This is a genomic window from Streptomyces sp. NBC_00704 (assembly GCF_036226605.1).
Lineage (GTDB): Bacteria > Actinomycetota > Actinomycetes > Streptomycetales > Streptomycetaceae > Streptomyces.
This window is the reverse complement of the sequence record NZ_CP109000.1, coordinates 6,109,740-6,135,755: the sequence shown is the minus strand read 5'-3', so window position 1 is coordinate 6,135,755 and position 26,016 is coordinate 6,109,740. Positions and strand designations below refer to the sequence as shown.

Annotated in this window: 18 protein-coding genes and 1 pseudogene; 4 read left to right on the top strand and 15 right to left on the bottom strand. The window is 71.7% G+C overall.

Annotation, left to right across the window (positions count from 1 at the left end; translation table 11 throughout):
• Positions 1–29: 29 nt before the first annotated feature.
• The 4 genes from OG802_RS26695 to OG802_RS26680 form a co-directional block, all read right to left on the bottom strand.
• Positions 30–716 carry a response regulator transcription factor gene (locus OG802_RS26695; protein WP_329414380.1) on the bottom strand — a complete coding sequence of 229 codons (687 nt, stop codon included), beginning with the start codon at positions 714–716 and terminating at the stop codon, positions 30–32.
• Positions 713–1,864, bottom strand: coding sequence for a sensor histidine kinase (locus tag OG802_RS26690; RefSeq protein ID WP_329414379.1), 1,152 nt, complete (start codon positions 1,862–1,864; stop codon positions 713–715). Before OG802_RS26690 ends, OG802_RS26695 begins: the two co-directional genes overlap by 4 nt.
• The gene (locus tag OG802_RS26685; RefSeq protein ID WP_329414377.1) at positions 1,861–2,385 is read right to left on the bottom strand and encodes a DUF1453 domain-containing protein; all 525 of its coding nucleotides are present in this window, start codon (positions 2,383–2,385) and stop codon (positions 1,861–1,863) included. The genes OG802_RS26690 and OG802_RS26685 overlap by 4 nt, the downstream gene beginning before the upstream one ends.
• Positions 2,386–2,843: 458 nt before the next feature.
• Positions 2,844–4,964, bottom strand: a complete 2,121-nt coding sequence (locus OG802_RS26680) for a DNA gyrase/topoisomerase IV subunit B (protein WP_329414376.1) — start codon at positions 4,962–4,964, stop codon at positions 2,844–2,846.
• A 446-nt stretch (positions 4,965–5,410) separates the two neighbouring features.
• On the opposite strand from OG802_RS26680, the gene OG802_RS26675 reads away from it, so the two are divergent.
• Positions 5,411–5,638, top strand: coding sequence for a DUF7455 domain-containing protein (locus tag OG802_RS26675; RefSeq protein WP_329414375.1), 228 nt, complete (start codon positions 5,411–5,413; stop codon positions 5,636–5,638).
• Between the two features lie 133 nt (positions 5,639–5,771).
• Here the strand turns inward: OG802_RS26675 and OG802_RS26670 are convergent, their stop codons facing one another.
• The 7 genes from OG802_RS26670 to OG802_RS26640 form a co-directional block, all read right to left on the bottom strand.
• A complete protein-coding gene (locus OG802_RS26670) occupies positions 5,772–6,638 on the bottom strand; it encodes a serine protease (protein ID WP_329414372.1) in 867 nt (288 codons plus the stop codon).
• 144 nt (positions 6,639–6,782) lie between these two features.
• Entirely contained in the window at positions 6,783–8,327 is a 1,545-nt protein-coding gene (locus OG802_RS26665; RefSeq protein ID WP_329414370.1) for an RNA polymerase sigma factor, read from the bottom strand.
• Between the two features lie 463 nt (positions 8,328–8,790).
• Positions 8,791–9,678 carry a FadR/GntR family transcriptional regulator gene (locus OG802_RS26660; protein ID WP_329414369.1) on the bottom strand — a complete coding sequence of 296 codons (888 nt, stop codon included), beginning with the start codon at positions 9,676–9,678 and terminating at the stop codon, positions 8,791–8,793.
• A 163-nt stretch (positions 9,679–9,841) separates the two neighbouring features.
• On the bottom strand, positions 9,842–12,244 hold the full coding sequence (locus tag OG802_RS26655; protein WP_329414367.1) for an ATP-binding cassette domain-containing protein: 2,403 nt from the start codon (positions 12,242–12,244) through the stop codon (positions 9,842–9,844).
• A 106-nt stretch (positions 12,245–12,350) separates the two neighbouring features.
• Positions 12,351–13,109: an NUDIX hydrolase gene (locus OG802_RS26650; protein WP_329414364.1), complete on the bottom strand. Its 759-nt coding sequence runs from the start codon at positions 13,107–13,109 to the stop codon at positions 12,351–12,353.
• Positions 13,110–13,248: 139 nt separating this feature from the next.
• On the bottom strand, positions 13,249–15,168 hold the full coding sequence (locus OG802_RS26645; RefSeq protein WP_329414362.1) for a glycogen debranching N-terminal domain-containing protein: 1,920 nt from the start codon (positions 15,166–15,168) through the stop codon (positions 13,249–13,251).
• Between the two features lie 705 nt (positions 15,169–15,873).
• Positions 15,874–17,826, bottom strand: a complete 1,953-nt coding sequence (locus tag OG802_RS26640) for a DUF4192 domain-containing protein (protein ID WP_329414360.1) — start codon at positions 17,824–17,826, stop codon at positions 15,874–15,876.
• 161 nt (positions 17,827–17,987) lie between these two features.
• On the opposite strand from OG802_RS26640, the gene OG802_RS26635 reads away from it, so the two are divergent.
• Both OG802_RS26635 and OG802_RS26630 read left to right on the top strand, forming a co-directional pair.
• Positions 17,988–20,153 (top strand): RecQ family ATP-dependent DNA helicase, encoded by a 2,166-nt coding sequence (locus OG802_RS26635; RefSeq protein ID WP_329414359.1) that lies wholly within the window; start codon positions 17,988–17,990, stop codon positions 20,151–20,153.
• 561 nt (positions 20,154–20,714) lie between these two features.
• The gene (locus OG802_RS26630) at positions 20,715–21,335 is read left to right on the top strand and encodes a hypothetical protein (RefSeq protein ID WP_329414358.1); all 621 of its coding nucleotides are present in this window, start codon (positions 20,715–20,717) and stop codon (positions 21,333–21,335) included.
• Positions 21,336–21,573: 238 nt separating this feature from the next.
• Here the strand turns inward: OG802_RS26630 and OG802_RS35995 are convergent.
• The 4 genes and pseudogenes from OG802_RS35995 to OG802_RS26615 form a co-directional block, all read right to left on the bottom strand.
• Positions 21,574–22,015: pseudogene (locus OG802_RS35995) on the bottom strand (GNAT family N-acetyltransferase); the annotation flags it as partial.
• Positions 22,016–22,159: 144 nt separating this feature from the next.
• Positions 22,160–22,795 carry a hypothetical protein gene (locus OG802_RS26625; RefSeq protein ID WP_329414357.1) on the bottom strand — a complete coding sequence of 212 codons (636 nt, stop codon included), beginning with the start codon at positions 22,793–22,795 and terminating at the stop codon, positions 22,160–22,162.
• A 68-nt stretch (positions 22,796–22,863) separates the two neighbouring features.
• Complete coding sequence (locus OG802_RS26620; RefSeq protein WP_329414355.1) at positions 22,864–23,565, bottom strand: ribonuclease HII; 702 nt, start codon at positions 23,563–23,565, stop codon at positions 22,864–22,866.
• Positions 23,566–23,657: 92 nt separating this feature from the next.
• Entirely contained in the window at positions 23,658–24,281 is a 624-nt protein-coding gene (locus OG802_RS26615) for a TetR/AcrR family transcriptional regulator (protein WP_329414352.1), read from the bottom strand.
• Between the two features lie 184 nt (positions 24,282–24,465).
• On the opposite strand from OG802_RS26615, the gene OG802_RS26610 reads away from it, so the two are divergent.
• The gene (locus tag OG802_RS26610) at positions 24,466–26,013 is read left to right on the top strand and encodes an MFS transporter (protein ID WP_329414350.1); all 1,548 of its coding nucleotides are present in this window, start codon (positions 24,466–24,468) and stop codon (positions 26,011–26,013) included.
• Positions 26,014–26,016 lie beyond the last annotated feature (3 nt).

Here is a 26,016-nt window from a genome sequence, read left to right as displayed (position 1 = left end):
TTCACCCCATCAGGTGACCAATGGGCCATTCACCCTGTGGGTGGTCGTACCAACCCCTTTCGATACGCGTAACGCACGGCCTGCGCACGGCCCTTGAGCCCCGTCTTGGTGAACATGTTGTTGATGTGGGTCTTCACGGTGGCGGTGGACACGCTCAGCCTGCGCGCGATCTCCTGGTTGCTGAGACCGTCGGCGATCAGCACCAGCACCTCCGCCTCCCGGGTGGTCAGCCCGTCGGGCGGGACCGGTGGTTCCGCCACCTGTTCCGGTTCCGGGGCCGACAGCCGTTCCAGCAGCCTCCGCTGGACGCTCGGCGACAGCCCGGCGTCCCCGGACAGCACGCTGTGCACGGCCCGGACGATCTCGTCCCCTCCGGCGTCCTTCGTGAGGTAGCCCCGTGCCCCTGCTTTCAGCGCGGGGAACAGGGACTCGTCGTCCCCGAAGGTCGTGAGCACCACGACCTGTGTCCCCGGGTGGTACGCGCGGATGCGACGGGTCGCCTCCACTCCGTCACAGCGGGGCATGCGCAGGTCCATCAGCACCACGTCGGGGGCGAGTTCGGCGACGAGTCGCACCGCCTCCTCCCCGTCGCCGGCGGCCCCCACGACCTCGACTCCCGGCAGCAGTCCGAGCAGCATCACGATGCCTTCCCGGACGACCGTCTGATCGTCCGCGACCACCACCCTGGCGGGCTTCGTCTCCGACTCCTCGGTCATACCGGCACCTTCAGCGTCACCACGAACCCTTCCTCGCCCGGTCCCGCGGCGAGCGAACCGCCCAGCAGTTCGGCGCGCTCCCGCATCCCCAGCAGACCGTACCCGCCCCCGACCTCCGCGAGTTCGCCCGGCGACCCCCCTGTGTCCCGCACGTCCAGGGTGACTTCGCACAGGCCGTACTCCAGGCTGACGCGGACCTTCGCGCCCGGTGCGTGCTTGCGGACGTTGGTGAGGGCTTCCTGGGCGACCCGGCGCACGGCCTGTGACGCCTCGGCCGGCAGCGGCCGGCGTGTGCCCTCCACGGTGACCTCGGCGTCGTCGGACGAGCGGACGAGATCGCTCAGGAAGTCCTCCAGCGGCGTCATTTCGCCCCGCAGCGCGGAGAGCGACTGTCTGGTCTCGTCCAGGCCGTCGCGAGCCATCCCCCGGGCCGCGACCACGCGGGCCAGGATCTGCTCGCGGTCCGCTCCCCGCTCGATCAGCAGCCGCGCCGCCTCGAGATGTACGAGCTGCGCCGAGAGGCTGTGCGCCAGGACGTCGTGGATCTCCCGGGCGATCCGGGCCCGTTCGGCGAGAGCGGCGGACTCGGCTTCGGCGGCGCGCGCCGCCCGCTCCTGGGCGAGCAACCGCTGTGCGTTGCCCCGGGCCTCTGCGTCCAGTCGCAGGGCGTAGCCGGCGAGGGCCATTCCCCCGATGACGGACGCCGAGGTCAGGCCGTTGCCGTCGTCGACCACGGCGAAGACCGCGAACGCGACCGAGGCCACCGGCACGGCGGCCGTCAAGGGGAGCCGCTCCAGAGCCGTGATGGCGCAGCCGCAGCACAGGACGACTGCCGGTGAGCGCAATCCCGCGGCCTCGGCACCGGCCGCCAGCCCGAGCAGCATCACGACGAGGCCGAGGGAGGGCCACAGCCGGTGGTCGAGCGTGGTCCGAAACAGCGCCCACGCCAGCCCGCCGGCCACGAGGACTCCGCCCGCGCCGGCCACCATGGTCCACCCGTGCACACGGCTGTCGTGGAAGGCCGCCCACATCAGGACGGTCAGCACCAGCACCCTCACCGCCCAGGCGAGCAGCCGCCTGGGACGCGACACGTCCTTGGGGCTCAGCGCCTCCCGGGAAGGCCAGCGAGTCCACCCGTTCTCCGTCACACGCTCTCCTTCCACGCGGGCCGGGACACGGCGACGCCGTATGCCGCGGCCGGTACGGGAACCTGGGCCAGAGGCCGCGTACGCCAGATCAGGATGCCCGAGCGGACCAGCAAGGTGGCCGCGAGGGCCAGCATCAGCGCGGAGCTGTCCTGGTGGACGCCCAGCAGCCTGCCGAGTCCGAAGAGCCCCAGCCGCAGCCCGATGCCGACGGCCCACACGGCGGCGCTCGCCCTGGTACTCCTGCTCCAGACGGCGCCGTCCGGCTCCACCCAGACACGGGTGGTCCAGGCCCAGGCGGCGCCCACGGCCAGGCCGACGATCACTTCGGCGCCGAGCACCAGGGCCGCCGTGGCGGGGTGACGGACGTCGAGGAGGTGGGGTTCGCGCAAGGCCAGGACAGCCAGGACGCAGGGCAGGAGCCACCATCTGCGGTCCGTGTCGACGCGGCTCGCGCGAAACTGCCGCACGATCACGACAGCGATCACGGCCACGATCACCAGTGCGTCGACGAGCCCGGACATCACAGCCTCCGTGAGCGGAAAGGGAGAGCCGGCAGCGAGTGCCGCCGACGCCTTCCACGCTACGGAAATCCGTCCGGGCGCAGATCGGAGCCCGGGTGGATCGTGGGTGGATCTCCGTCAGCGGGGGTCTCCACCCGGGGGTGGAGACCCCCGCTGGCAGCCGACCGCACTCAGCCGGACACGCGTCGACTGCCGCGGCCGCGAGAGCCGACGCGGCGGGCGGACGTCGGTCCCGCGGCAAGTCTGCGAGCACCTCCGGTTGCCGGCCCTACGGCCGGTCCGCCCCGGTCAGCAGGGCCGATCGCAGCCTTCGACCGCCTTCTGACCGGGCTCGCACAGCCGACCGCGCCCGGCCCCGAACGCCGGCGGACCCCCGACGCGGTCGGGGGTCCGGGCACGTCGGGGTCGAGGCGCGTCGGGGTCGAGGCGCGGCCGGTCCAGGCTCGGCCGGGCCGCCGTCACGCGTCGATGCGAGACCGGTCCAGCGTCGCCGCGGAGCTGGAGATGAACTCCTTGCGCGGCGCCACATCATTGCCCATGAGCAGGTCGAACACCTGCTCCGCCGACTCCAGGTCGGAGAGGTTGATGCGGCGCAGGGTGCGGTGACGCGGGTCCATCGTGGTCTCGGCCAGCTGATCGGCGTCCATCTCGCCGAGACCCTTGTAACGCTGGATGGAGTCCTTGTACCTGACGCCCTTGGTCTGGAACTCCATGAGCTTGTCGCGCAGCTCCCTGTCCGAGTACGTGTACACGTACTTGTCCTGCCCCTTCTTGGGCTGGACCAGTTCGATGCGGTGCAGCGGCGGCACCGCGGCGAACACCCGGCCGGACTCGACCATGGGCCGCATGTAGCGGTGGAACAGCGTCAGCAGGAGCGTCCTGATGTGGGAGCCGTCCACGTCGGCGTCGGTCATCATGATGATCTTGCCGTAGCGGGCCGCGTCGATGTCGAACGTCCGCCCGGAGCCCGCTCCTATGACCTGGATGATCGCGCCGCACTCGGCGTTCTTCAGCATGTCGGTCACGGACGACTTCTGGACGTTGAGGATCTTGCCCCGGATCGGCAGCAGTGCCTGGAACTCGGAGTTGCGGGCCAGCTTCGCCGTGCCGAGCGCCGAGTCCCCCTCGACGATGAACAGCTCGCTGCGCTCCACGTCGTCGCTTCGGCAGTCGGCCAGCTTCGCCGGCAGGGACGAGGACTCCAGGGCGGTCTTGCGGCGCTGCGCGTCCTTGTGCTGCCGGGCCGCGATGCGCGTGCGCGCCGCGGACACCGCCTTCTCCATCACGACCCGGGCCTGGGCGGCCGCGTCGCGTTTGGTGGACGTGAGGAACGCCTTGAGCTCTCTGGAGATCACCGTGTTCACGATGCGCCGGGCCGCCGAGGTGCCGAGGACCTCCTTGGTCTGCCCCTCGAACTGGGGCTCGGCGAGACGCACGGTGACGACCGCGGTCAGCCCCTCCAGGGCGTCGTCCTTGACGATGTCGTCCTCGGCGACGCGCAGCAGCTTCTTGGCGCGCAGCACCTCGTTCATCGTCTTGGCGACCGCCTGCTCGAAGCCGGCGACATGGGTGCCGCCCTTGGGCGTGGCGATGATGTTGACGAAGGACCGCAGGTTCGTGTCGTAACCGGTTCCCCAGCGCAGCGCCACGTCGACGCCGAGTTCGCGGGTGACCTCGGTCGGGGTCATCTGTCCGTGGTCGTCCAGGACCGGGACCGTCTCCTTGAAGGTGCCCTGGCCGGTGAAGCGCAGGACGTCGCAGACGGGCTTGTCGGCGGCCAGGTACTCGCAGAACTCGCTGATGCCGCCGTCGAAGCGGAAGGACTCCTCGCCCTTGCTGCCACCGTCGCCGAGCCCGTACTCGTCGCGTACGACGATGGTCAGGCCGGGCACCAGGAAGGCCGTCTGGCGGGCCCGCTGATGGAGGTTGTCCAGGGAGAGCTTGGCGTCCTTGAGGAAGATCTGCCGGTCGGCCCAGTACCGCACGCGTGTGCCGGAGCGGTTCTTGGCGATCCGCTTGACCTTGCGCAGGCCGCCGGTCTCGAACTTGGCGTCGGGGCCGTCCCCGGCGAAGGCGCCCGGGACGCCGCGCCGGAAGCTGATCGCGTGGGTGTGGCCGCTGCGGTCCACCTCGACGTCGAGCCGGGCGGACAGGGCGTTGACCACGGAGGCGCCGACGCCGTGCAGGCCGCCGGAGGCGGCGTACGAGCCGCCGCCGAACTTGCCGCCGGCGTGCAGCTTGGTCATGACGACCTCGACGCCGGACAGGCCGGTCTTGGGCTCGACGTCGACGGGGATGCCCCGGCCGTTGTCGCGGACCTCCACCGAGGCGTCGTCGTGGAGGATCACCTCGATGTGGTCGCAGTATCCGCCCAGGGCCTCGTCGACCGAGTTGTCGATGATCTCCCACAGGCAGTGCATCAGGCCACGGCTGTCGGTCGAGCCGATGTACATTCCCGGGCGCTTCCGCACGGCCTCGAGGCCTTCGAGGACGAGCAGGTGCCGCGCGGTGTAATTGGAACCGTCCCGGTCTGCTCCTGCCAGCAGCGCTGTGGACGGCACGGACATTTCGGCGGTCACGCGGTTCGCTCCTCGCTGAATTTCAGTTGGGGCCCTTCTGGGTAAGGGCGCGGCTCGGGTTGCCGCCACGAGGGTACCGAGGCCTGGTAGAGCCGTTGGCACGCCACCCTCGCGTCTGGACTCACACTAGTCCAGCCTCGTATGCATGTTCGATCCCTCGATGGAGTGAAGTACATGTCACGTTCCCTTCGGGGCATGAACCATTTAGGCTCCGGGCACGTCCTCATGAACAAACCGGCAAACCAGCCGGAGGGACCGGACCATGACCGACAGCGCGAAACCGTAAGCACCACAGACCACGCGATACGGCACATTCGCCGCCAAACCGGCAGCAGACGGCCGCCTCGGAAAAGTTTTTTCGAGGAAAAGCCACGAGCGGGAACGTTTTGGGGCTGGTTGGATGTTGACCCTGGTACGACAGCTCGTCGAGCTAGAGAAGAGGCGACGTGACTACTGTTCTGACCCCCGCGAGCCCGCTGACGGCCGCTGACCGCTGCGACCGCTGCGGCGCCCAGGCGTACGTGCGCGTCGTCCTGCTCAGCGGCGGAGAACTGCTCTTCTGCGCCCACCACGGCCGCAAGTTCGAGCCGGAACTCAAGAAGATCGCCGCTGAGATACAGGACGAGACGGAGCGGCTGACGACCGTTCCCGTGTCCTCCGAAGAAGAGCGCTGATCCGACGCGTCCACGACGAGCCAGACCGGCACAGGCCGGCGTACGGGCGGCCGTCCCCGATTCCGGGGGCGGCCGCCCGCGCATGTGAAGGCGGCGGGCCCGGTCTCACGCTGGGCCGCCGCAGGAGCCCCGCTCAGGCGCCCTCAGGGGCTTCGTGGGGGCTTCGGGTCCCGGTGTCCCAGTGCAGCGTCCGCAGGGCGTCCGAGACGCGCGTGTAGACGCCTGGGCTGCCGGGCCGCCCGCAGCCGCTGCCCCAGGAGACGAGTCCGATGAGTCGGCCCTGTGCGACCAGCGGCCCGCCGCTGTCGCCCTGACACGCGTCTTGACCACCCCGCGCCTCCCCCGCGCACACCATGCTCCGCGCGTCGTAGGCGCCCTCGGCGGACCCGGGGTACGCCCGCTCGCAGAGCGTGTCGGCCAGGACGTGCACCCCCGCCGCCCGCAGGCTGTGGGCGTAGGCCCCGAATCCCGTGGTGTCCCCCCAGCCGTAGACGACGGCGTCCGAGCCCGGCGTGTAGGCCGGGTCTCCCGCGGCGGCCATGGGGGCGACCACGGTCGTCGCGAGCGGCTCGGCGAGGCTGAGCACGGCGAAGTCTCCGGCGTTGCTGGAGCTGTCGTAGCCCGGGTTCACCCAGACACTGCGCACCGCGATCTCCTGCCCCGCGGTCGAGTGCAGATCCGTACGGCCCGCGACGACCCTCAGGTCGGACAGCTGCCCCGGTGGCACCCCCAGGACGTCCTCGCCCATGCAGTGGGCCGCCGTGAGCACGGTGGACCGGCCGACAGCGACGCCTCCGCAGAACTGGCCCGAGCGCGTACCTCCGAACCGGTCACGGCTGGACAGGGCGACCACCCACGGGGCCTGGGCGACGTCGATGGGGACACCCCCCAGGACGATGCCGTCGGAGGCCGCCGGGGCGGCGGAGGCCAGCGGTATGGCCATCGCGGCGGCCGCCAGGATCAACGGCCGGGACAGCGCCCGGACCAGACAACGACGCATGCGCGCTCCTCACTCGAAGTGATCGATGAACACCCACAGTGATTCAGGGCGCCCGGAGCCGCACCCGCGCGTGCATGCCGAAGGCCCGGTCCCCAGGGCGGTTTCCAGGGGTCCGGGCCTTCGGCGCGCTGTTGCTGCGACCGTTTAGTCGAGGTAGTCGCGCAGTACCTGCGAACGGGACGGGTGGCGCAGCTTCGACATGGTCTTGGACTCGATCTGGCGGATGCGCTCGCGCGTCACGCCGTAGACCTTGCCGATCTCGTCGAGGGTCTTCGGCTGGCCGTCGGTGAGACCGAATCGCATGGAGACGACGCCCGCCTCGCGCTCGGACAGGGTGTCGAGCACCGAGTGCAGCTGCTCCTGGAGGAGCGTGAAGCTGACCGCGTCGGCCGGCACGACGGCCTCGGAGTCCTCGATGAGGTCGCCGAACTCGCTGTCGCCGTCCTCGCCCAGGGGGGTGTGCAGCGAGATGGGCTCGCGGCCGTACTTCTGGACCTCGATGACCTTCTCCGGGGTCATGTCGAGTTCCTTGGCCAGCTCCTCCGGGGTGGGCTCGCGGCCCAGGTCCTGGAGCATCTGGCGCTGCACGCGCGCGAGCTTGTTGATGACCTCGACCATGTGCACCGGAATACGGATGGTGCGGGCCTGGTCGGCCATCGCGCGGGTGATGGCCTGGCGGATCCACCAGGTGGCGTACGTGGAGAACTTGTAGCCCTTGGTGTAGTCGAACTTCTCGACCGCGCGGATGAGACCGAGGTTGCCCTCCTGGATGAGGTCCAGGAAGAGCATGCCGCGGCCGGTGTAGCGCTTGGCCAGGGAGACCACCAGGCGGAGGTTGGCCTCCAGGAGGTGGTTCTTGGCGCGGCGGCCGTCCTCGGCGATGATCTCCAGCTCGCGCTTGAGCTTCGGCGCGAGCTTGTCGGCGTTGGCCAGCTTGTCCTCGGCGAACAGACCGGCCTCGATGCGCTTGGCGAGCTCGACCTCCTGCTCGGCGTTGAGCAGCGGGACCTTGCCGATCTGCTTGAGGTAGTCCTTGACCGGGTCGGCGGTGGCGCCCGCGGCCGCGACCTGCTGCGCGGGCGCGTCGTCCTCGTCCTCGTCGGACAGGACGAAGCCGGCGCTCTCGGTGCCCTCGGGCTCGCCCTCGGCCTTGGGAGCGTCCTCGAGGACCTCTTCCTCGACCAGCTCGGCGTCGTCCTTCTTGGCGGTGGTCTTCTTGGCCGCCGTCTTCTTCGTGGCGACGGTCTTCTTGGCCGCCGTCTTCTTGACGGCCGTCGTCTTCTTGGCAGCCGCCTTCTTGGCGGGGGCGGCTTCCTCTGCGGCGTCGTCCACAGCGGGGGCAGCGGGAGCGGCCTCGGTGGTGGCGGTGGCCTTCCGCGTGGTCACCGTCTTCGCCGCGACCGTCTTGGTGGCGGTGCGCTTGGCCGGACTCTTCGCTGCGACGCTCTTTCGGGTGCGCTTGGGCTCCGCGGCACTGACCATCAGCGTCACACCCTCTTCCTCGAGGATCTGGTTGAGGCTGCGCAGTACGTTCTTCCACTGAGTGGCCGGAATCTGGTCAGCTTCGAAGGCCCGACGCACATCGTCGCCGGCGATCTGCCCCTCAGCCTTTCCCCGCTCAATGAGCGCCATGACAGAGACGGACTCGGCGATCTCCGGCGGGAGCGTACGGGATGTGCTGGCCGACACGAACAACCTCTCGGAACGTTGGAAAACGGCTTCCGGCCCCGTTCGCAGAGGAACAGGAGCCGACCACCGACCTGGGGACGGGTCGACGGCGCGGGCGGGGACCGGGAGGATTCACAGCGCCTTGAACGGCGTCCGTATTCCCTCCGCGGCAGTCACCTCTTAGGTCATCGCGTTGTTTCCACAAGCGTTACGCCCAATCTTCGTGGCCCGAGTCACACCCCGTAAGTAGCTAAAAACGGTCAGACACGGGCAGAGGCGGTCACTCGTGGTGTCTACCCGAGCCTCCGCGGCCGAATCCCCCTTGCGCCCCCGTCACGTCCCTGGCCGAATCTCCCCCACTCGACCGTCGGACCCCGCAGGCCCCGTGGCGGGTCCTGCGGGGTCCGATGAGAGGGCTGGCGCGTCGCGCGGCGGGTGGGGGCCCGGACGGGACGTCCGCGGACCGGTCCGCCCGCGGAGGCGGTCAGTGCTCGCGCGGCGCCGGCACGACGCGCTCCACCTCGGGGTGCACGGTGAGCAGCTGCCGCATGGCCGCCTCCGCCGCGGCGCCGTCGCCCGCGGCCAGCGCGTCGACGATCCTGCCGTGATGGGAGAGCGAGGCGTCATTGGGGCGCTCGCACCCCGCGACCGGACCGCCGGAGACCTGCAGGGCGGAGGACACGATCCCCGAGAGGTGCTCCAGCATGCGGTTGCTCGCGACCTGGATGAGCAGGGAGTGGAACTCGGAATCCGCCCGGGAGTACGTCAGCGCGTCCCCCTGCCCCACGGCGTGGACCATGATCTCGACCATGTCGGACAGGCGCTGCTGGACGTCGGCCCGCCCGTGGCCGGCGGCGAGGCGCGCAGCCAGCGGCTCGATCGTCCAGCGCAGCTCGCTCAGCTCGCGACGCTGGTCGTCGCGCTGGGGACCGAAGGCGCGCCACTCGATGATGTCGGGATCAAGGAGATTCCAGTCGCTCACGGGACGCACACGCGTGCCGACGTTCGGTCGGGCACTGACCAGGCCCTTGGCTTCGAGGACGCGCAGCGACTCCCGGACGACGGTCCGGGACACCTCGAACCGCTGCCCGATCTCCTCGGGAACCAGCGGGCGGTCGGCGCCCAGGTCGCCCGAGACGATCATCTGTCCGAGCTGCTGGACGAGTTGGCCGTGCAGCCCGCGGCCTCGGCTGCCCGTGGCGCGACGCCCCATGCGGCCCAACTCGGGGTCGGCGGACTCCCAGACGGGAGCTCCGACGCGGTCGACGGCGGGGGCCTCGGCGTAGGGGTAGCGGTCGAGCCCGCCCGGGCCGGCCAGACCGGAGTCGGCGGAGCGGGCGGCGGTCATCATGGTGTGCGCAAGGGTACTCACGGATCCTTTGTCGGCGCTGCCTCCAACTGCCTTGAGGTCTTTGGTGAAAAGCACACGAAAGGGTGATCGCTCACCCCGTCGCAATTGACGCCTTATCGGAAAGAAACGGGCTTTCTGCGGGGAGTTGCGCACATGCCAGGACGGGATCGGCCGGGGACGGTCGTCATCGGACCCTGCTGCGCAGCGTGGTGACCACATACGCGCACACCAGGGCGGTGAGGGACAAGGTCATCGCCCCGCCGACGGGTTGAGCGATCACTCGTGCCGCGGCCGCCAGATACCGCTCTCCCCCGAAGGGCCACTGCATGAGGAGCGTCTCCCGCAACCGCATGGACATACCGGCCGCCGTCCGCACGGACGTGCTGCCCACGAGCCCCTGTACGACGGGCACGACGACCACCGGCACGGCCAGCACCGCCGACAGCCCGGCCGTCGTGGAGCGGAAGACACCGGCCGCCAGCACACCGGCCCACGCGCAGCCGACCACGAGGGCGAGCCAACTCGCACTCAGCGCCATCCAGTCCGCGGGAACTCGGGCGAGCTCCCGTCCGTAGACGAGATAGAGCACTTCGGCATCGCAGCCCACTGTGAGAAAGGCGAGCGTCGCGGCGGTGAGGGCGGCGACGACGAGTTTGGCGGTGAGCACCCCGAGCCGGCGGGGGACGGTGCCGCGGTCCGCGGCCAGGGCGGGGTGGCGGAACTCGTCGCCGAAGGACAGCGCGCCGAGCAGCCCTGCGCCGAGCGCCACCGGCGGCAGCGGCAGTTCCACGGGCCAGGCGGCCAGCAGCCGCGCCTGCGGAGTGTGTCCGGCGTGGGCCAGGAACAGGGTGACGACGGCGGAGACGAGCAGGACGACGCCACCGGTGACGAAGCCGGTGCTGATCCCGGCGGCGCGACGGAGTTCGTAGCGCAGGGGACGCAGAGGGCTGGGAGCGGAACGTACGGAGATGGGGGGTGGCAGGTCGGGCAGCGCGTCGGGGGTGCGGGAGCCTGAGACTCGGGGCGTACGCCGTGCGGACGGCAGGACGGGAGGCGCGGTAGACCGGCGTGCCTCCACGGCGAGGGCCGCGGCTGAGGTGGACGCGTCCACGCCCGGCGTGTGCACGGTGGACCCGTTCGGGGTCGGCGTGTTCGAGGACGACCTGCTCGCGGTCGGCGTCTTCGTGGAGGACCCGTTCACGGTCGGCGGGTTCACGGGGGCGGCCTTCGCGGGCCGGGTACTCGCGGAGGACGCGTTCACGGTCGGCGGGTTCACGGGGGCGGCGCTCGCGGGCCGGGTGCTCGCGGAGGACGCGTTCGCCGTCGGCGTGTTCACGGGGGCGGCGTTCACGGTCGTCGGGTTCGGGGATGCGGGCTCGGCATCCCTGTTCGCCGCCGCGGCACCGGGCCGGGGGCCTCGTCCCTGAAGCTGAGGGAGGTCAGCAGAAGGCGCCTCGGCGAGGCGGTGGGCGGCGGTGGACGGCCGCCGCGGTTCACCCTGGGCCGCCGGCGCCTCGACGGCGGCGGAACTCCGCGTGCTCGCCGACACGCCGGCGCTTTCTGACGACTCCGGGCCGTCCGAGCCCTTCGCGAGGAAGCCCGCGGCGGTTCGCGCGGCGGACGGCGGGCTCGGCTGCGCGGCACCCGAGCGGTGCGCCCCCGCTTCTGCGCGCGCGGAGTGCGAGGGCGCCGGGTCCGTCCCGGCGGCCCCCGGCCCCATGTCCCCTGTTTCGTCGGCCAGTTGGTGGACGAGAACGCCGTGCCGGAACGCCGTCTCGCCGACGAGGGCGCACGTGCTGCCGTACACGGAGAGGCGGTTGTCGTCCTCCTGAACGACCTCGACCGAACGCCGGCCCACCCGGGCCTCCTGGGTGAGCAGGGCGGCCAGGCGGACGGCATGGGGAGTGCGCACCGCCACACGAGGGCGCAGCCGGGTGCGGGCGAAGTCGACGGCCTCCTGATCGGCGACGAGCCGGCCCCGGTGGAGCGTGACGACGTGGTCGGCGGTGCGGGCCGCCTCCTTGGGATCAGCCGTGGTGGTGAGGACCGTGCCGCCCTGGGAGGCGTGTGCGCGCAGCATGCCGAACAGCCACCGGCCTTCCCGCTCGGACAGCCCGTCGGCCGGGTTGTCGAGGACGAGCGTGTGCGGATCCGCGAGGAGGGCACAGGCCAGACCGAGCCGCCGGTCGACGCCACGGGAGAGGGTGCCGAGGCGTTCGTCGCGCAGGCTGACCAGGCCGACGACCTCCAGCACCTCGTCGGCCCGCCGGACGGGTACGCCGGCGGCCGCGCACAGCATGCGCAGATGACCGCGGACCGTGCGGGCCGGATGCCCCGGCACGTCACCGAGGAGGACGCCGACCTCGCGCGAAGGGTGCGCGATGCGGTGCAGGGGACGGCCTCTGAAGTAGGCGAGGCCGCGGCCCTGTTGGAGTTCGAGCAGCAGTCTCAGCACGGTGGTCTTGCCCGCGCCCGGCGCTCCGAGCAGCACGGTGACGCGGCCCGCGCGCGCCTCGAAGGAGACGTCGTCGACGGCGGGCGGAAGCGCCTTGCGGGAGTTGCTGGTCAGTCCGAAGGCCTGGATCACCCGAAGCAAGATAGCGCGCTATGTCCGTTTTTTCCGTTCGCCGCACGGTCGGGTTCGTGAGCGCTCCCACCCGGCGGACGGCCCACGGACGCAGCGTGCGCGTCCCTCAGACCTCGGGGCGCAGCATGGGCGGGTTGAGCAAGGTCGCGCCGCCGGCCCGGAAGAGCTGGGCGGGGCGACCGCCCTGCCGGGTGGTGGTGCCGCCGGTGGGCACCAGGAAGCCCGGCGTACCGGTCACCTTGCGGTGGAAGTTGCGCGGGTCGAGCGCCACACCCCACACCGCCTCGTAGACCCGGCGCAGCTCGCCGACCGTGAACTCCGTGGGACAGAACGCGGTCGCGAGGGACGAGTACTCGATCTTGGATCTCGCTCGCTCCACCCCGTCCGCGAGGATCCGCGCGTGATCGAAGGCGAGCGGTGCGGCCGTCTCGTCGTCGCGGCCGTAGCCCGCCTGCTGGAGCAGTTCCTCGACGGGCGCCCAGCGCGCGTTGCTGGCGTCACCGCCCGCTCGCGGAGCCGGGAGGTCCGGGGCCAGTGCGAGATGCGCGACGCTGACGACACGCATCCGGGGGTCGCGTCCGGGATCGCCGTAGGTGGCGAGCTGCTCCAGGTGGGCGCCGTTGTCCTGGGCGGGGACGGAGGGATCGTGGGCGTGCAGACCGGTCTCCTCGGCCAGTTCTCGCGCTGCCGCCTGCGTCAGGTCCTCGTCGGCCCGCACGAAGCCGCCGGGCAGCGCCCACCGTCCCTTGTACGGCGCCTCGCCCCTGCGCACCGCCAGCGCGCACAGGGCGTGACGGCGCACGGTCAGCACGACCAGGTCCACGGTGACGGCGAAGGGCGGAAAGGCTGACGGGTCGTAGGGCATGCGGTGATCATAGTCGTCTCCCTGACGATAAACACTCCTTTCGCCGGTCGCATCGACGGCTGGTCCGCCGCGGTCCCGCCCGGCCGTATCGACCCGACCGCGACCCGCCCTGGTCGACGTCTTCCGAGGTCATACGGGGTCACACTCCCAGTTGCAGGTTTTCGGCAGCCTCCTCCACCATGGCGAGTCCGAGCCGACTGACCCGTACGGCGAAGGGCGCGCCCGCGACCCGCAGCCCCGTCAGCCCGACCTCGCCCAGCGGCGCGCTGGGCAGCGGGCGCAGGGTGACCGTTCCGGCGGGGGCGTCGGGGCGGACGCCGACGAGAGTGGTCAGAAGCAGGACCCCGGCCGCCGCCGCGGTGGCCGCCGGGCGGCAGGCGGCCGGATGCGGGAGGGGCGCGCTTCCGGCGGCGCGCTGCTCCCCCGCGTACATCTCGGGCAGGCGATGGCCGAAGGCGTCGGACGCCGCCAGTACGCCGCGCAGCAGGGCCACGCTCTCTTTTTCGTAGCCCGTGGCGGCCAGTCCCGCGACGGCGATCGCCGTCTCGTGGACCCGGACCGCGCCGCTCCGGTGACCGAAGGGATTGTGACCCGCCTCCTTCGCCCCCAGCCCGCGAAGGCCCCAGCCGGAGTCCATGGCGGGGCTTCCGAGCAACCGGGCCAGTTGTTCAGTCTGCACCTTGTCCAATAGCCCCGGGGCGTGGGCGCCGCCGCCGAGCAGCCCGGTGTCGAGGATGTGGACGGTCGTCGCGCAGAGGTGCGGCAACGGCCGCCCGTCGGGGCCGAGGGCGGCCGCGGGCCGGCCGCCCGCCCCGTCGTCGATCCAGAAGTCCCGGCGGAACACCGCGCGCGCTGTCCTGGCCCATTCCCGCAGCCCGCCGTCGCCCGCTCCCCCACAGGCGTCGAGCAGGTCCGCGCCCAGGAGCGCGGCACGGTGGGCGTGCGCCTGGGTCTCGCAGCGGACGGGACCGTTGGGATGCGGGTCCCGCAGGTAGGGGCCGTCGCCGACCGAGGTGCGCAGCCAGGTCAGACAGCGTTCGGCCGCCGGCAGCAATTCCTCCGTGTCACTGTCGGGCAGACCCCACCGGCGGGCCTCCGCGAGAAGCGCCGGGAAGAGCAGCGTGGCCTCCGTCCCCGTACAGGCGGGCGGCAGGTGGACGCCCGCGTCCCGTCGCGGTCCGGGGATCAGGCCGCACCTCGGTCCCGGGGCCGTGACCTGGGTGCGGGCGAGCGTGCGCAGCGTTCCCGCGGCGAGACGGGTGCCCAGTGGCAGTGTCATCCGGGCCGCGGCGAGCGCTTCGGCCGGAGCCAGCCCGCAGCGCCAGGGGGCGCCGGCCGCCAGGTGGGCGTCCGCCGGACGCTCGGGATCGCGCACCAGCAGGGCCTGCAGATCCTGGACGCTCCGCGTCAGCAGCGCTCTGACACGGGGGTCGTCGCCCGTGGCCTGCGCCGGCGCCAGGAGGCTCGTCGCCGCACGGCCGACGGCGCGCACCGGGCCGGTGCCCTCCAGCCGGACCCTCAACTCCACGTGGACGCTGCCTCCCGGGGGCACGTCGAACTCCCAGCGCAGCAGTCCCGCGGAGGCGATCGCGTCGGAGGGCGCGGGCGCGGCGCTGACGCTCGAGGTCCCGGCGGCACAGGACCAGCGCAACCCCGAGTCGTAGACGCTGGCGGGCAGTTCGGGGCCGGCGGCCCCTGCGGCGATCGCCCCCAGGTCGGCCAGATCGGTCCCCAGGGTCACTTCGACCGGGAGGCGCAGCGGGCGTGCGGCCGTACTGCGCAGGGTGATCCGCTCCGTGCCGTCGGCGGACCGGACCCGCTCGACGACCACGTCCGGATCCGGGCCGCCGTGCGGGGTGACCCGCAGGGTGCCGACGAAGCGCGCGGAGTCGGCCAGTGTCATCCGGGCCTGCACCACCAGAGGTTCTCGTCCCGCCACCCGCAGCTGGCACCGGGACAGGACCCGCCGACCCGCCCGGTAGAAGCCCTCCAGCCCGTGTCCCGTCAGTTGCCCCTGTTCCGTCGAGATGGCGAGACCGGGCAGGGCGACACAGATCATCGCGGTGTGGGTGGGCGGCAGGCCCGCGATGCGCGGTGCACCGGGTGAGCCCTGCGACGGCGCACTGCCTCCGGCGGTGGCCGCCGGCGGACGGCCGACCGTGCCGGGCGACTGAAGCCGGTAGGGCGCGGTGCGGTGCTCCGGAGGTTCTCGGTCAGGAGGTCGCCGGTCGGGACGTTGCCGACCGGGAGACAGCCGGTCGGCATCCGTGTCATGGGGCGCCCGGCGGACGGCGCCGGAGCTCTCATCGAGACCGGAGAGTGCGTCGATGCCGAGACGAGCGTCGGCGGCGGAGGGCGGAGTCGGCTGGTGCATGCGGTGACTTCTTCTGCTCTCTGTACGCCTCGGGCTGGATCGAGGCCTGATGGGAGGCTCCGGCAGGGCGGGTGAGCTGCGGTGGCGTGTCCGAAGGCAATCCGCCACTCAGGTGAACGGGGCGGGACTCCCCCGGGTCACGCCCCCGGCCGGAAGCCCCCACCGAATGGCGGCCGCCTCCACAGCACTCCGGCCGGACAAGGACGACCGGACGTGGCGGGGCTGGACGTGGCGGGGCCGGACGGCGGGACTGGATGCGGCAGGGCCGGGACGAAGGGGATGGACGGGGAGGGGATGGACAGGGAGGAATCGGCTGGGGGGAGTCGGTCGGGGCGGGCGCAGTTGGCCGGGGGCTTGGGATTCCGTCGGCGCGCGTGTAGCGACGGAGCGTCAGGGGTTGCCCGGGGTTTCGCCCGCCCGGAACCGCACGCCTTCCCCGCCCTCGCCGTGACGTCGAGCGGGGAGTGCCGCTCCGGGGCGCGTGCGTGATCCCGCACGGCTCGGGGGACTGAGACGCACGGCGTTCGTCGGCGTCGAACGGTGACGGGGCGCGTGCGTTCCCGGGCCCTGCCCTTCCCTGCCTCCTTCCCCAGCCGGAGCGGGCCCGGTCCCCACAGCGGTGGGACGGGGGCGGCGACGCCTGCGGAGGGTCGGGTGGACGGCAGGCGGCAGAGACCCTGGGGCCCTGACCGGTGAGTCGTGCGGGTCCGAGCCCTCGGCGTCCGCGGTGCCTTCGGCGACGGGAGGACGGACCGCGTCGTCGGTCTCGTCGGCGTCGTCCCCGTCGTCCGGGTCGTCCGGGTCGTGGAGCCCGTCGGGTACGAGGGTCACTCCGGCTCCGTCGGGTTCGGTTGCCTCACCGGGTTCGGCGGTTTCATCGGTATTTACGGGCGCGGGGTGGCCGTCGGTCCCGCGTTCCCAGTCCGATGCCGCACAGCTTCCGCGTCCGTCACCTCCTTCGCCGCCTTCCCCTCCTTCGCCTCCTTCGTTTCCGTCCTCTCCGTTGCGTCCGTCGGCTGCAACCCGTCCGTCGCCGGCAACTCGTCCGTCGCGTGCGACTCGCCCGTCGCGTTCGGCGCGTAGGCAGCGTCGTACCGACTCGGGGTCGAGGCCTTCGTTGCAGGCCTGGTGCAGCAGGCGGGCGAAGAGATAGCCGGGGTCCACGCCCAGGGCCATGGCGAACGCCTCCCTCGCCTCGAGTTCGTCACCGCCGGACCAGGCGACCCACCCCGCAAGGGTCAGCGGCGCCGCCGCGTGTTCCGCGTACGGTCCGACACAACGTCGTGCCAGTGCTCGCCACAGACGCAGCGCGGGAGCCGCCTCGTCGCCCTCCATCCACTCGGCCGCCCGGTCGCGCGTCATACGGTCCTGAAGGCCGAGGATCAGAGCGGCGGCCTCATCGCATCCGATCAGCTCGTCGTCCCGGTGGTCGGCGAGGAGCACGCCTGACACCACGGGCGCCTCGGCGAGCCGCCGCATGGCCTGTGCGGCGAGCCGGAGCGTCTCTGCGGCCACCGCAGCACGGCTCTCGTCGTCGAGGATCCTCGGGACCAGCTCCATGGCGGCGGTGTCCAGCGCGACTTCCTGCTCCAGCGCCGCGCCGGTCTCCAGCGGCTGCAGCCTGGCCCGCAGCTCGCGCAGGGTGCCTCGGACCTGGATCCCCGCGTAGGTCGCGGCGGCGGCCAGCACCGAGGTTCCCGGCAGGCCCATCGGGACGCCTTCGACCGGACAGCAGCCCTCGCCGGCGCAGCAGTACGACCAGAAGCGGCCGTCCGCGATGCAGAGCGCTTCGATCACCGGGATGTCGAGACGGCCGCACGCGAGACGCAGCTGCTCTGCGAGCGGCTGCAGGCGTTCCATGACCTGGCGGCCGGTCTCGCCCCGCGCCGGATCCTGGCACAGGTAGGCCACCATCTGCGCGGGACGGTTGCCCCTGCGCTCGCTGCCCCTGACCAGGCCCTCTGCCAGTTGCTGTGCGACGGCGCCCCAGTCGTCCGGGCTGGCCGGGATGCCGAGCCTGGCCCGGCCGCCGAAGCGTCCTCGCCCGCCGCGGTCGTGCAGGGCCACCAGCACGATGCTGTCCTCGGGCCGGTATCCGAGCAGGTAGGGCAGCGCGTCGGCGAGTTCGTCCGGGGACCGCAGAGTGACCCGGTGGACGGCCTGGGCGGTGCCGTACTCGGCCTCACCGTCATACATCGGGTGACTCGTGTGGGCGGCGGTGTGGGCGGTGTGGCCGCCGGTCTCCGCCCACCGTCCCTGCTGAAGTTCCTGGGCTTCCCAGCCGTCGCGCCGGGCGATGTCGCCGTTGTCGGATGAGCCCGTGGATTCGCTGTGATTCGTCATGCGCAGACGATCTCGCGGATGACGAAATCCCGCTCGACCTGTGGATAACTCCGATCACGGACATGTCAGGCAAGCCGGGCCGTCGCGACCCGAACCCCTCGGAGCCCAGCTCCCACAACGGCCGTGACCGGATTGTCAGCGCCGTCCTGTTGTATGGAGGCATGGAGCACACGAGCAACACGGATCTCCGGGCTGACGCCGACGCCGTCCTCGCCCGTCTCGTCGGCGACGCCTCGGGCGCGGCCCGGCTGCGGGAGGACCAGTGGCGGGCGATCGAGGCGCTGGTCGCAGACCGGCGTCGGGCCCTGGTGGTCCAGCGGACGGGATGGGGAAAGTCCGCGGTCTACTTCGTGGCGACCTCCCTGCTCCGCGCCCGTGGCTCCGGGCCCACCGTGATCGTCTCCCCCCTGCTCGCCCTGATGCGCAACCAGGTCGACGCCGCGGCCCGGGCCGGCATCCGTGCGCGGACCATCAACTCCTCGAACACGGAGGAGTGGGAGACCGTGCAGCGCGAGATCGCGGCGGGCGAGGTCGATGTCCTGCTGGTCAGTCCGGAGCGCCTCAACAACCCGGACTTCCGCGACCAGGTGCTGCCCGCGCTGTCCGCCGCCACCGGGCTGCTCGTGGTCGACGAGGCGCACTGCATCTCCGACTGGGGCCACGACTTCCGGCCGGACTACCGCCGGCTGCGGACGATGCTCACCGATCTTCCGCAGGGCGTGCCGGTCCTCGCGACGACCGCGACCGCCAATGCGCGCGTGACCGCGGACGTCGCCGAGCAGCTCGGCACCGGGGGCGCCTCGGACGCCCTGGTGCTGCGCGGACCGCTGGATCGCGAGAGCCTCAGCCTCAACGTGCTGCGGCTGCCCGACGCGGCGCACCGGATGGCCTGGCTCGCCGACCATCTCGACGAACTCCCCGGCTCCGGGATCGTCTACACGCTCACGGTGGCCGCGGCGGAGGAGGTCACCGCCTTCCTCCGGCAGCGCGGTCATGTCGTCGCCTCGTACACGGGCCGCACCGAGAACGCCGACCGGCAGCAGGCGGAGGAGGATCTGCTGGCCAACAAGGTGAAGGCGCTGGTCGCGACCTCCGCCCTCGGCATGGGTTTCGACAAACCCGACCTGGGGTTCGTCGTACACCTCGGCTCCCCCTCCTCCCCCATCGCGTACTACCAGCAGGTCGGCCGTGCCGGACGTGGTGTCGAGCACGCGGAGGTGCTGCTGCTGCCGGGACGGGAGGACGAGGCGATCTGGGAGTACTTCGCGTCGCTCGCCTTCCCGTCCGAGGAGCTGGTGCGACGCACTCTTGACGTTCTCGCGCAGGCGCAGCGCCCCGTGTCCCTGCCCGCCCTGGAACCCTTGGTGGAACTGCGCCGTTCCCGTCTGGAGACCATGCTCAAGGTTCTCGACGTCGACGGGGCGGTGAAGCGGGTCAAGGGCGGCTGGCTGTCCACCGGCCTGCCGTGGCAGTACGACACCGAGCGGTACGCGTGGGTCGCGCGGCAGCGCAAGGCCGAGCAGGAGGCGATGCGGCAGTACGCGTCGACGACGGAGTGCCGGATGGAGTTCCTCCAGCGCCAGCTGGACGACGAAGGCGCCAAGCCGTGCGGCCGATGCGACAACTGCGCGGGAGCCCGATACACAGCCGACACGTCCTCCGCCGCGCTGGACGCCGCACGGACGGACCTGGGCCGTGCGGGCGTCGAGGTGGAGCCCCGCCGGATGTGGCCCACCGGACTGGCGGCGATCGGCATGGACCTCAAGGGGCGCATCCCGGCGAGCGAGCAGGCGGCGCCCGGGAGGGCCCTGGGGCGTCTGTCGGACATCGGCTGGGGCAACCGGCTGCGCCCGATGCTGACCCCGCAGGCCCCGGACGCGCAGGTTCCGGACGACGTGGCCAGAGCCGTGGTGGAGGTGCTGGCGGACTGGGCGAAGGGGCCCGGCGGTTGGGCCTCCGGAGCGGCGGACGCCTCACCGCGCCCGGTCGGCGTGGTCACCGTCGCCTCCCGCACCCGACCGCGACTGGTCCACTCGCTGGGCGCGCGGATCGCGGAAGTCGGCCGGCTGCCCCTGCTCGGCGAGGTGGAATACACCGCCGACGCCTCGCCGATCTCCCGCAGCAACAGCGCCCAGCGCCTCAAGGCCCTCGACGGCATGCTGCAAGTGCCCCCCGCGCTCGCCGCCGCACTCGCCGAGACCCCGGGCCCGGTCCTCCTCGTGGACGACTACACGGAGACGGGCTGGACCCTCGCGGTCACCGCCCGGATGCTGCGACGGGCAGGCGCGCAAGGGGTGTTGCCGCTGGTTCTGGCCATGCAGGGCTGACGGCGAGACGCCGACCGTCAGATCCACAGGCCGACCCGTGGCCCGGGCGCCCGGACATCCGCATCCGGCGCCCGGCGGCTGGCGGCTGGCGCCCAGCACCCGGACCCGCCCATAGGCGGACTGCGTGCGGCGGTCGGCAGCCGCCATAGCCGCGGACGACCTACGGCCGGTGATCGACAGCCGACGACCGACGGCCGGCGATCCACCGCCGGATCACGCTCGAGCGGCCGCCGCGGCAGCCCATCGCCGGGTGACGGAAGGGCCCGCGTCCCCGGCCCCTGCGGGAGAGCCGGCGTCGGATCTTCCGTCCTGGACGCACCTACAAGCCTTGAACGTCGACTCGCGCATCCTCCGGCGAAACACTGGGTAGGGATATAAGCCTCTCACCGCCATATACCGGTCGGTGGCCCCAATTGCTCGTTGCCGCATCCAAGTTCGGCAGGAAGAATTGAAGTCCGCTCCCCGCACGGCTCGGCCCGTAGTCCGGTTGGGCTCTGCTGCGGCGTGCGCTCCCCCGAATCCGACCCGCCCGCAGTGTGGGCCGTAGCCGAAGGGAGGATCGTGACCTTCGGATTCGCTCCGTCCTCGGCGGCATCGTTGTCGACGTCCACGTCCGCCACCTCCGCCAGCCGCTTGCTCGAGCCTGCCGAGTGGGCCGCGGCCGGGATACCCCTGCTGCGCAACCCGCGGGAAGTCGTCAGCGGACTGCACTCGCGACATCGGCCGCGGCCGACCACGGCGATCGTGGCGGTCCTCGACCCGGAGGAGCGGGTGCGGGCCAGCGCTTCGTTCACCCGACGCCAGGCCTCGAGTGACGGCTGGGTGTTCCGCAACGCCCTGCTCGCCCAGCTACGCCGGGTCATACCTCACGACCTTCGCCTGCGTACCCCGGTGCGTACGGCCGTGCTGCTCTACTGCCGTGACGGCGACGCGCGCTGGACGGAGGAGGACGGGGCGTGGATGTGGGGCCTTCGGGACGCCTGCACGCTGCACGGTCTGCGCTGCGGGGCGTACATCACGCTGACCCGGGACGGCTGGCAGGTCCTCGGCGAGGGACGCGGCGGACGGCGGCCCAACGCGGATTCGGTTCCGGAGCCCTTCGCCCTGTCCGAGGCTCCGCCGCCGCTCCCGCGGACCGGCGGCTCCGCCTCCGAGGTGATGCGTCGCGCGGCCGCCCGGTGACCGGCTGACCGACGAGCGCCCGGCAACCGAGGACTCGGCCGTCGCCTCACCCCAACCGACCGGGCACGTCGGACGGTTGGGGCCTCGGAGGGTTAGACGCGTGGCACGTTCGGCGCTTGGGACCGTTGAGCGCATGGCACGTCGGGCGAGCGGTCCGCGCACGGGACGGGCGCCCAGCCCGAAGCGCACGCCCCGAAACCGGACGCCTGATTCCATGCGGGACCTCGTCCTCGTCCCTCAGGCGGAGATCGATCCCGGGAATCGTCTCGCCCGGCAACAGATACTCGTCGATCTCCACGAAGCCGCGCTGCCGCGCTTCCGCGCGAAGCGGAGGCCGTCCGTGTTGGATGCCGGTACCACCGTCTCGATGACCGCGGCGTCGAGCTGCCTCGCCCGGCGAGACCACGCTCATAGAGTTCCGCACCGAATTGCCGGCCACGGTGGCCGGGGAGGACTCGGGCGATGACGGTCGCCACGGGCGTCTCGCCGGTGGGCGGACGGACCGTCGTACATCCGATCAGGGTCTCGCCGAGACGGGCGACCTCGAAAACATGGCGCCGGCACCGTTCGCGCACCTCGTCGAGCGATCGGTGGTGCGTGGGGATGACGAGATCGTGGACGTACTGCCAGTCGTGGACGGTGGCGTCGACGTTCACCCTGTCGATGCGAAGGCGGGACATCGGCTCAGCAAGCCCGCGGGCAACAGCCCTCGTCGACAGTCACAGGGGGCAGTCAAGGTCGACCGGAGGGACGCGCCGAAGAGGCGCCGCGCATCTGCGACGCCTCTTCAGGAGCTCTGTACCTCGTGGCCTGCCGGGAGGGGCTCAGACGCCCGCGCCCAGCACCCCTTTGATCTGCTGCGGGTCGCCGCAGACGATCAGCAGCGCCGAGGCGCGCGCCAGGGCCAGCGGCAGGACGGTGGCTGCCACGGTGTCGGGTCCGCCGTTGACGGCGACGACGACGACCGGGCGCACGCCCGCTCGGGCCACCGCGGCGGCATCGGCGTAGAAGACGTCGTCCCCGGCGTCGTGCTGCGCCCAGTAGGGCGCCTCGCCGAAGGACAGCTCGTGGGCGGCCCACGGGTGACGTTCGCCGGTCGTGATCACCAGCACGTCACCGGGAGCGCGCCCGGAGTCCAGGAGGAGGTCCACGGCCTCCTCGGCGGCGTCCAGCGCGCCCTCGGCCGAGGCCGGGATCAGCTGGACCTGAGCCGCCGCCGGTGCGGGCGCGGCGGCGGGAGCGGCCGAGGCCGTGGGCCCGGGCTTGGCGGCCGTGTCACGCGGCGCGCGTTGCGCCGGCGGCGTGGGCCGGAGGGGTCCGGGACGACCGGGACGCGACGGAGCCGCGGGACGGGGTCCGGGTACGGGTCGAGGGGTCGGCGCGGTGCGGCCGCTGGCCGGAGTGGCGCGGGGACCCTGGGCACTCTCGTGAATCTGAGGCTCCTCGGGAATGAGAGGCATGAGCTGTTGTCTATCAAACGTTGGTGCGGCACGCGCCAGCGGGTGGCACATCAGTGCGAACGGAACGGTCAGAAGTCGAAGCCGAGTTGACCTTCGACCTCCGGAGCGCTTCCGATCGCCCAGCTGCGGGCCTTCTTGAGGTGCCGCCACTGGGGCAGCGCATCAAGATACGCCCACGACAATCGGTGGTACGGGGTGGGCCCCCGCTCCTCCAGTGCGGCCTTGTGCACGGGTGACGGGTACCCGGCGTTGTCCGCAAAGCCGAAGTCTGCATGCTCGGCACCCAGTTCGGCCATCATTTTGTCGCGCCGGACCTTGGCGATCACCGAGGCCGCCGCGACGGCCACGCACGACTGATCACCCTTGATCACCGTGCGGACCCGCCAGGGGGTGCCGAGGTAGTCGTGCTTGCCGTCGAGGATCACCGCGTCCGGGCGGACCGGGAGCGCTTCCAGGGCACGTCCGGCGGCGAGCCGCAGCGCGGCCGTCATGCCGAGTTCGTCGATCTCCTCGGGCGAGGCGTGCCCCAGGGCGTACGACGTCACCCACTTCAGCAGCTCCTCGGACAGCTCGTTGCGACGCTTGACGGTGAGGAGCTTGGAGTCGGTGAGGCCGACGGGCGGTCGGCGGAGTCCGGTGACGGCCGCGCAGACGGTCACGGGCCCGGCCCACGCACCCCGGCCCACCTCGTCGACGCCGGCGATGACCTTGGCTCCGGTCGTGGCGCGAAGGGAGCGCTCGACGGTATGAGTGGGTGGTTCGTACGGCATGGCGTCCTTAGGTTACGCCGCCTCGATCCCCTCGCGACACCCCGGTCGGTCCACGTCCCTCACGGGCCACGGCACGGGCGTCGGCGTCGCGCTCAGGGTGCGTCCGGCCGGAGCAGGGGGAGCATGAGCCGGTCCACCATCTCCTCGAGTTCGCGATCTTCCCATTCGCAGGCGCTTATTTTCGAGCGGTACATCATCATGGCCGGCATGGCGTCGAAGACATAGCTGTTCGCTGCGTCGGACCGGACCTCACCCCGCCGGATTCCCCTGCTGATGACGTCATGCAGGAGCCTGATCGTCGGTTCGACGACCCCTTCGAAGATCAGGACCTGGAAGCGCTCCGCCTGATGCGGATCGCATTCGTGAATCACGGAGCGGAGCGCGAGGCCCGGGCGGGAGAACATGGCGTCGCGCGCGTCACGGCACAGCGCCAGCAGGTCCTCCCGCACGCTCCCCCGGTCCGGTGCGCCGTCCGGACGCGGCAGCCCCGCCCGCAGGGCCTCGGCGACGAGGTCCTCCTTCGAGGACCAGCGGCGGTAGACGGCGGCCTTGCCGGTCTGGGCGCCGGCTGCGACGCCCTCCATCGTGAGGCCGTTCCAGCCGACCGTGCCCAACTGCTCCAGCGCGGCATCGAGAATCGCACGTTCGAGCACGGCGCCGCGCCGGCGAGGGGAGGCCGCCTGAGCGGGGGCGGCCGTCCAGCGCGAAGTAACCATCTGAGTGTCTCCAGCGAGCAGAAAGAACGGGGAGGGAGCGGCGAGAGGCCCAGGGCGGCAACGGCGGGGGGCTCGCCGGGGGAAACCGCCATAAGTGAACGCTTGCGTTCACTACGAGGAACTCACTACCTTTGACGGGCCAGTGAACGCCATCGTTCACTAACGCTTTTGTGGGGGACTCACAGTGACAACCTCTCAGTTGATCAAAGACCAGAAACCGGGTACCGCCCGGCGGGCGGGACACCCGGGCATCGCGCTCGCCGTCATCGCAGCCTGCCAACTCATGGTGGTACTCGACGCGACGATTGTGAACATCGCGCTCCCGCACATTCAAGGAGCGCTGAAGTTCAGCACCACCGACCTCACCTGGGTGGTCAGCGCCTACACGCTCACTTTCGGCGGCCTGCTGCTGCTCGGCGCCCGCGCCGGCGACATCCTCGGCCGACGCCGGGTGTTCATGGCCGGCATCCTGCTCTTCACCTTCGCCTCGCTGCTCGGCGGACTGGCCCAGGAGCCGTGGCAGTTGCTGGCCGCGCGGGCGCTGCAGGGCATGGGAGGCGCCATCGCCTCGCCCACGTCGCTGGCGCTCATCACCACGACGTTCCCCGAAGGCCCCGAGCGCAACCGGGCCTTCGGCGTGTTCGCCGCGGTGTCCGCGGGCGGCGGCGCCATCGGACTGCTCGCCGGCGGCATGCTCACCCAGTGGCTCGACTGGCGCTGGGTGCTGTTCGTCAACGTGCCCATCGGGATACTCATCGCCACGCTCGCCCCGATGTACATCAACGAGTCCGAACGCCACCCCGGGCGCTTCGACATCGCCGGCGCGCTGACCTCCACGACCGGTATGGCCTCCTTGGTCTACGCCTTCATCAGGGCGGCGGAGGAAGGCTGGCGGGACGAGCTGACGCTCGGCGCCTTCGCGGCCGCGGCGGTCCTGCTGGTCGCCTTCGTGTTCACCGAGCGGCGCGCCAAGGAGCCGATCACCCCGCTCAGGATGTTCACCGACCGCAACCGCGCCGGCACGTACGTGATCATGCTGAGCCTCGCCGCGGCCATGTTCGGCATGTTCTTCTACATCGTGCTCTTCGTGCAGAACGTGCTGGGCTACAGCCCCATCAAGGCCGGCCTCGCGTTCCTCCCGGTCACGGTCGCCATCGCCGTCGGCGCGGGTCTGTCGCAGCGGTTCCTGCCGGTCCTCGGCCCCAAGCCGTTCATGGTCGCCGGAACCGCTCTCGTCGTGACCGGTCTCACCTGGCAGGCCTTCATCACCCCGGACAGCTCCTACGTGAACGGCGTGCTCGGCCCGATGGTGATTTTCGGTTTCGGCATGGGACTGAACTTCGTCACGGCGACGGTCACCGCGGTGGCGGGGGTCGCGCCGCACGAGGCCGGCGCCGCCTCCGGTCTGCTCAACGCCATGCAGCAGGTGGGCGGTTCGCTCGGTCTGTCCATCCTCACGACGGTCTTCGGCACGGCAGCCAAGGACGAGGGCGAGAAGCAACTGCCGAAGTTCCTCGCAGAGGGATCGCCGGAACAGAAGGCCGAGTTCGCCCGGACGCATCAACTGCCCGCGCCCTGGGGGCACGAGGTGCTCGCCCACGGCATCTCCTCGGCCTTCGTGCCGGCCGCCGGCATGGCCGTCCTCGCTCTGGCGACCGCCTGGTTCGTGATCCGGGTCCGCAAGAGCGACCTTGAGGCGCTGTCCGGCACGGCGGCCCCTGTGGTGGGCTGACCG

Bases quoted from the DNA above. Each gene is read 5' to 3' on its own strand.
- OG802_RS26640 (WP_329414360.1), bottom strand. From the start codon at position 17,826: ATGACGAATCACAGCGAATCCACGGGCTCATCCGACAACGGCGACATC.
- OG802_RS26695 (WP_329414380.1), bottom strand. From the start codon at position 716: ATGACCGAGGAGTCGGAGACGAAGCCCGCCAGGGTGGTGGTCGCGGAC.
- OG802_RS26615 (WP_329414352.1), bottom strand. From the start codon at position 24,281: ATGGTTACTTCGCGCTGGACGGCCGCCCCCGCTCAGGCGGCCTCCCCT.
- OG802_RS26645 (WP_329414362.1), bottom strand. From the start codon at position 15,168: ATGATCTGTGTCGCCCTGCCCGGTCTCGCCATCTCGACGGAACAGGGG.
- OG802_RS26650 (WP_329414364.1), bottom strand. From the start codon at position 13,109: ATGCCCTACGACCCGTCAGCCTTTCCGCCCTTCGCCGTCACCGTGGAC.
- OG802_RS26625 (WP_329414357.1), bottom strand. From the start codon at position 22,795: ATGCCTCTCATTCCCGAGGAGCCTCAGATTCACGAGAGTGCCCAGGGT.
- OG802_RS26670 (WP_329414372.1), bottom strand. From the start codon at position 6,638: ATGCGTCGTTGTCTGGTCCGGGCGCTGTCCCGGCCGTTGATCCTGGCG.
- OG802_RS26635 (WP_329414359.1), top strand. From the start codon at position 17,988: ATGGAGCACACGAGCAACACGGATCTCCGGGCTGACGCCGACGCCGTC.
- OG802_RS26620 (WP_329414355.1), bottom strand. From the start codon at position 23,565: ATGCCGTACGAACCACCCACTCATACCGTCGAGCGCTCCCTTCGCGCC.
- OG802_RS26685 (WP_329414377.1), bottom strand. From the start codon at position 2,385: ATGTCCGGGCTCGTCGACGCACTGGTGATCGTGGCCGTGATCGCTGTC.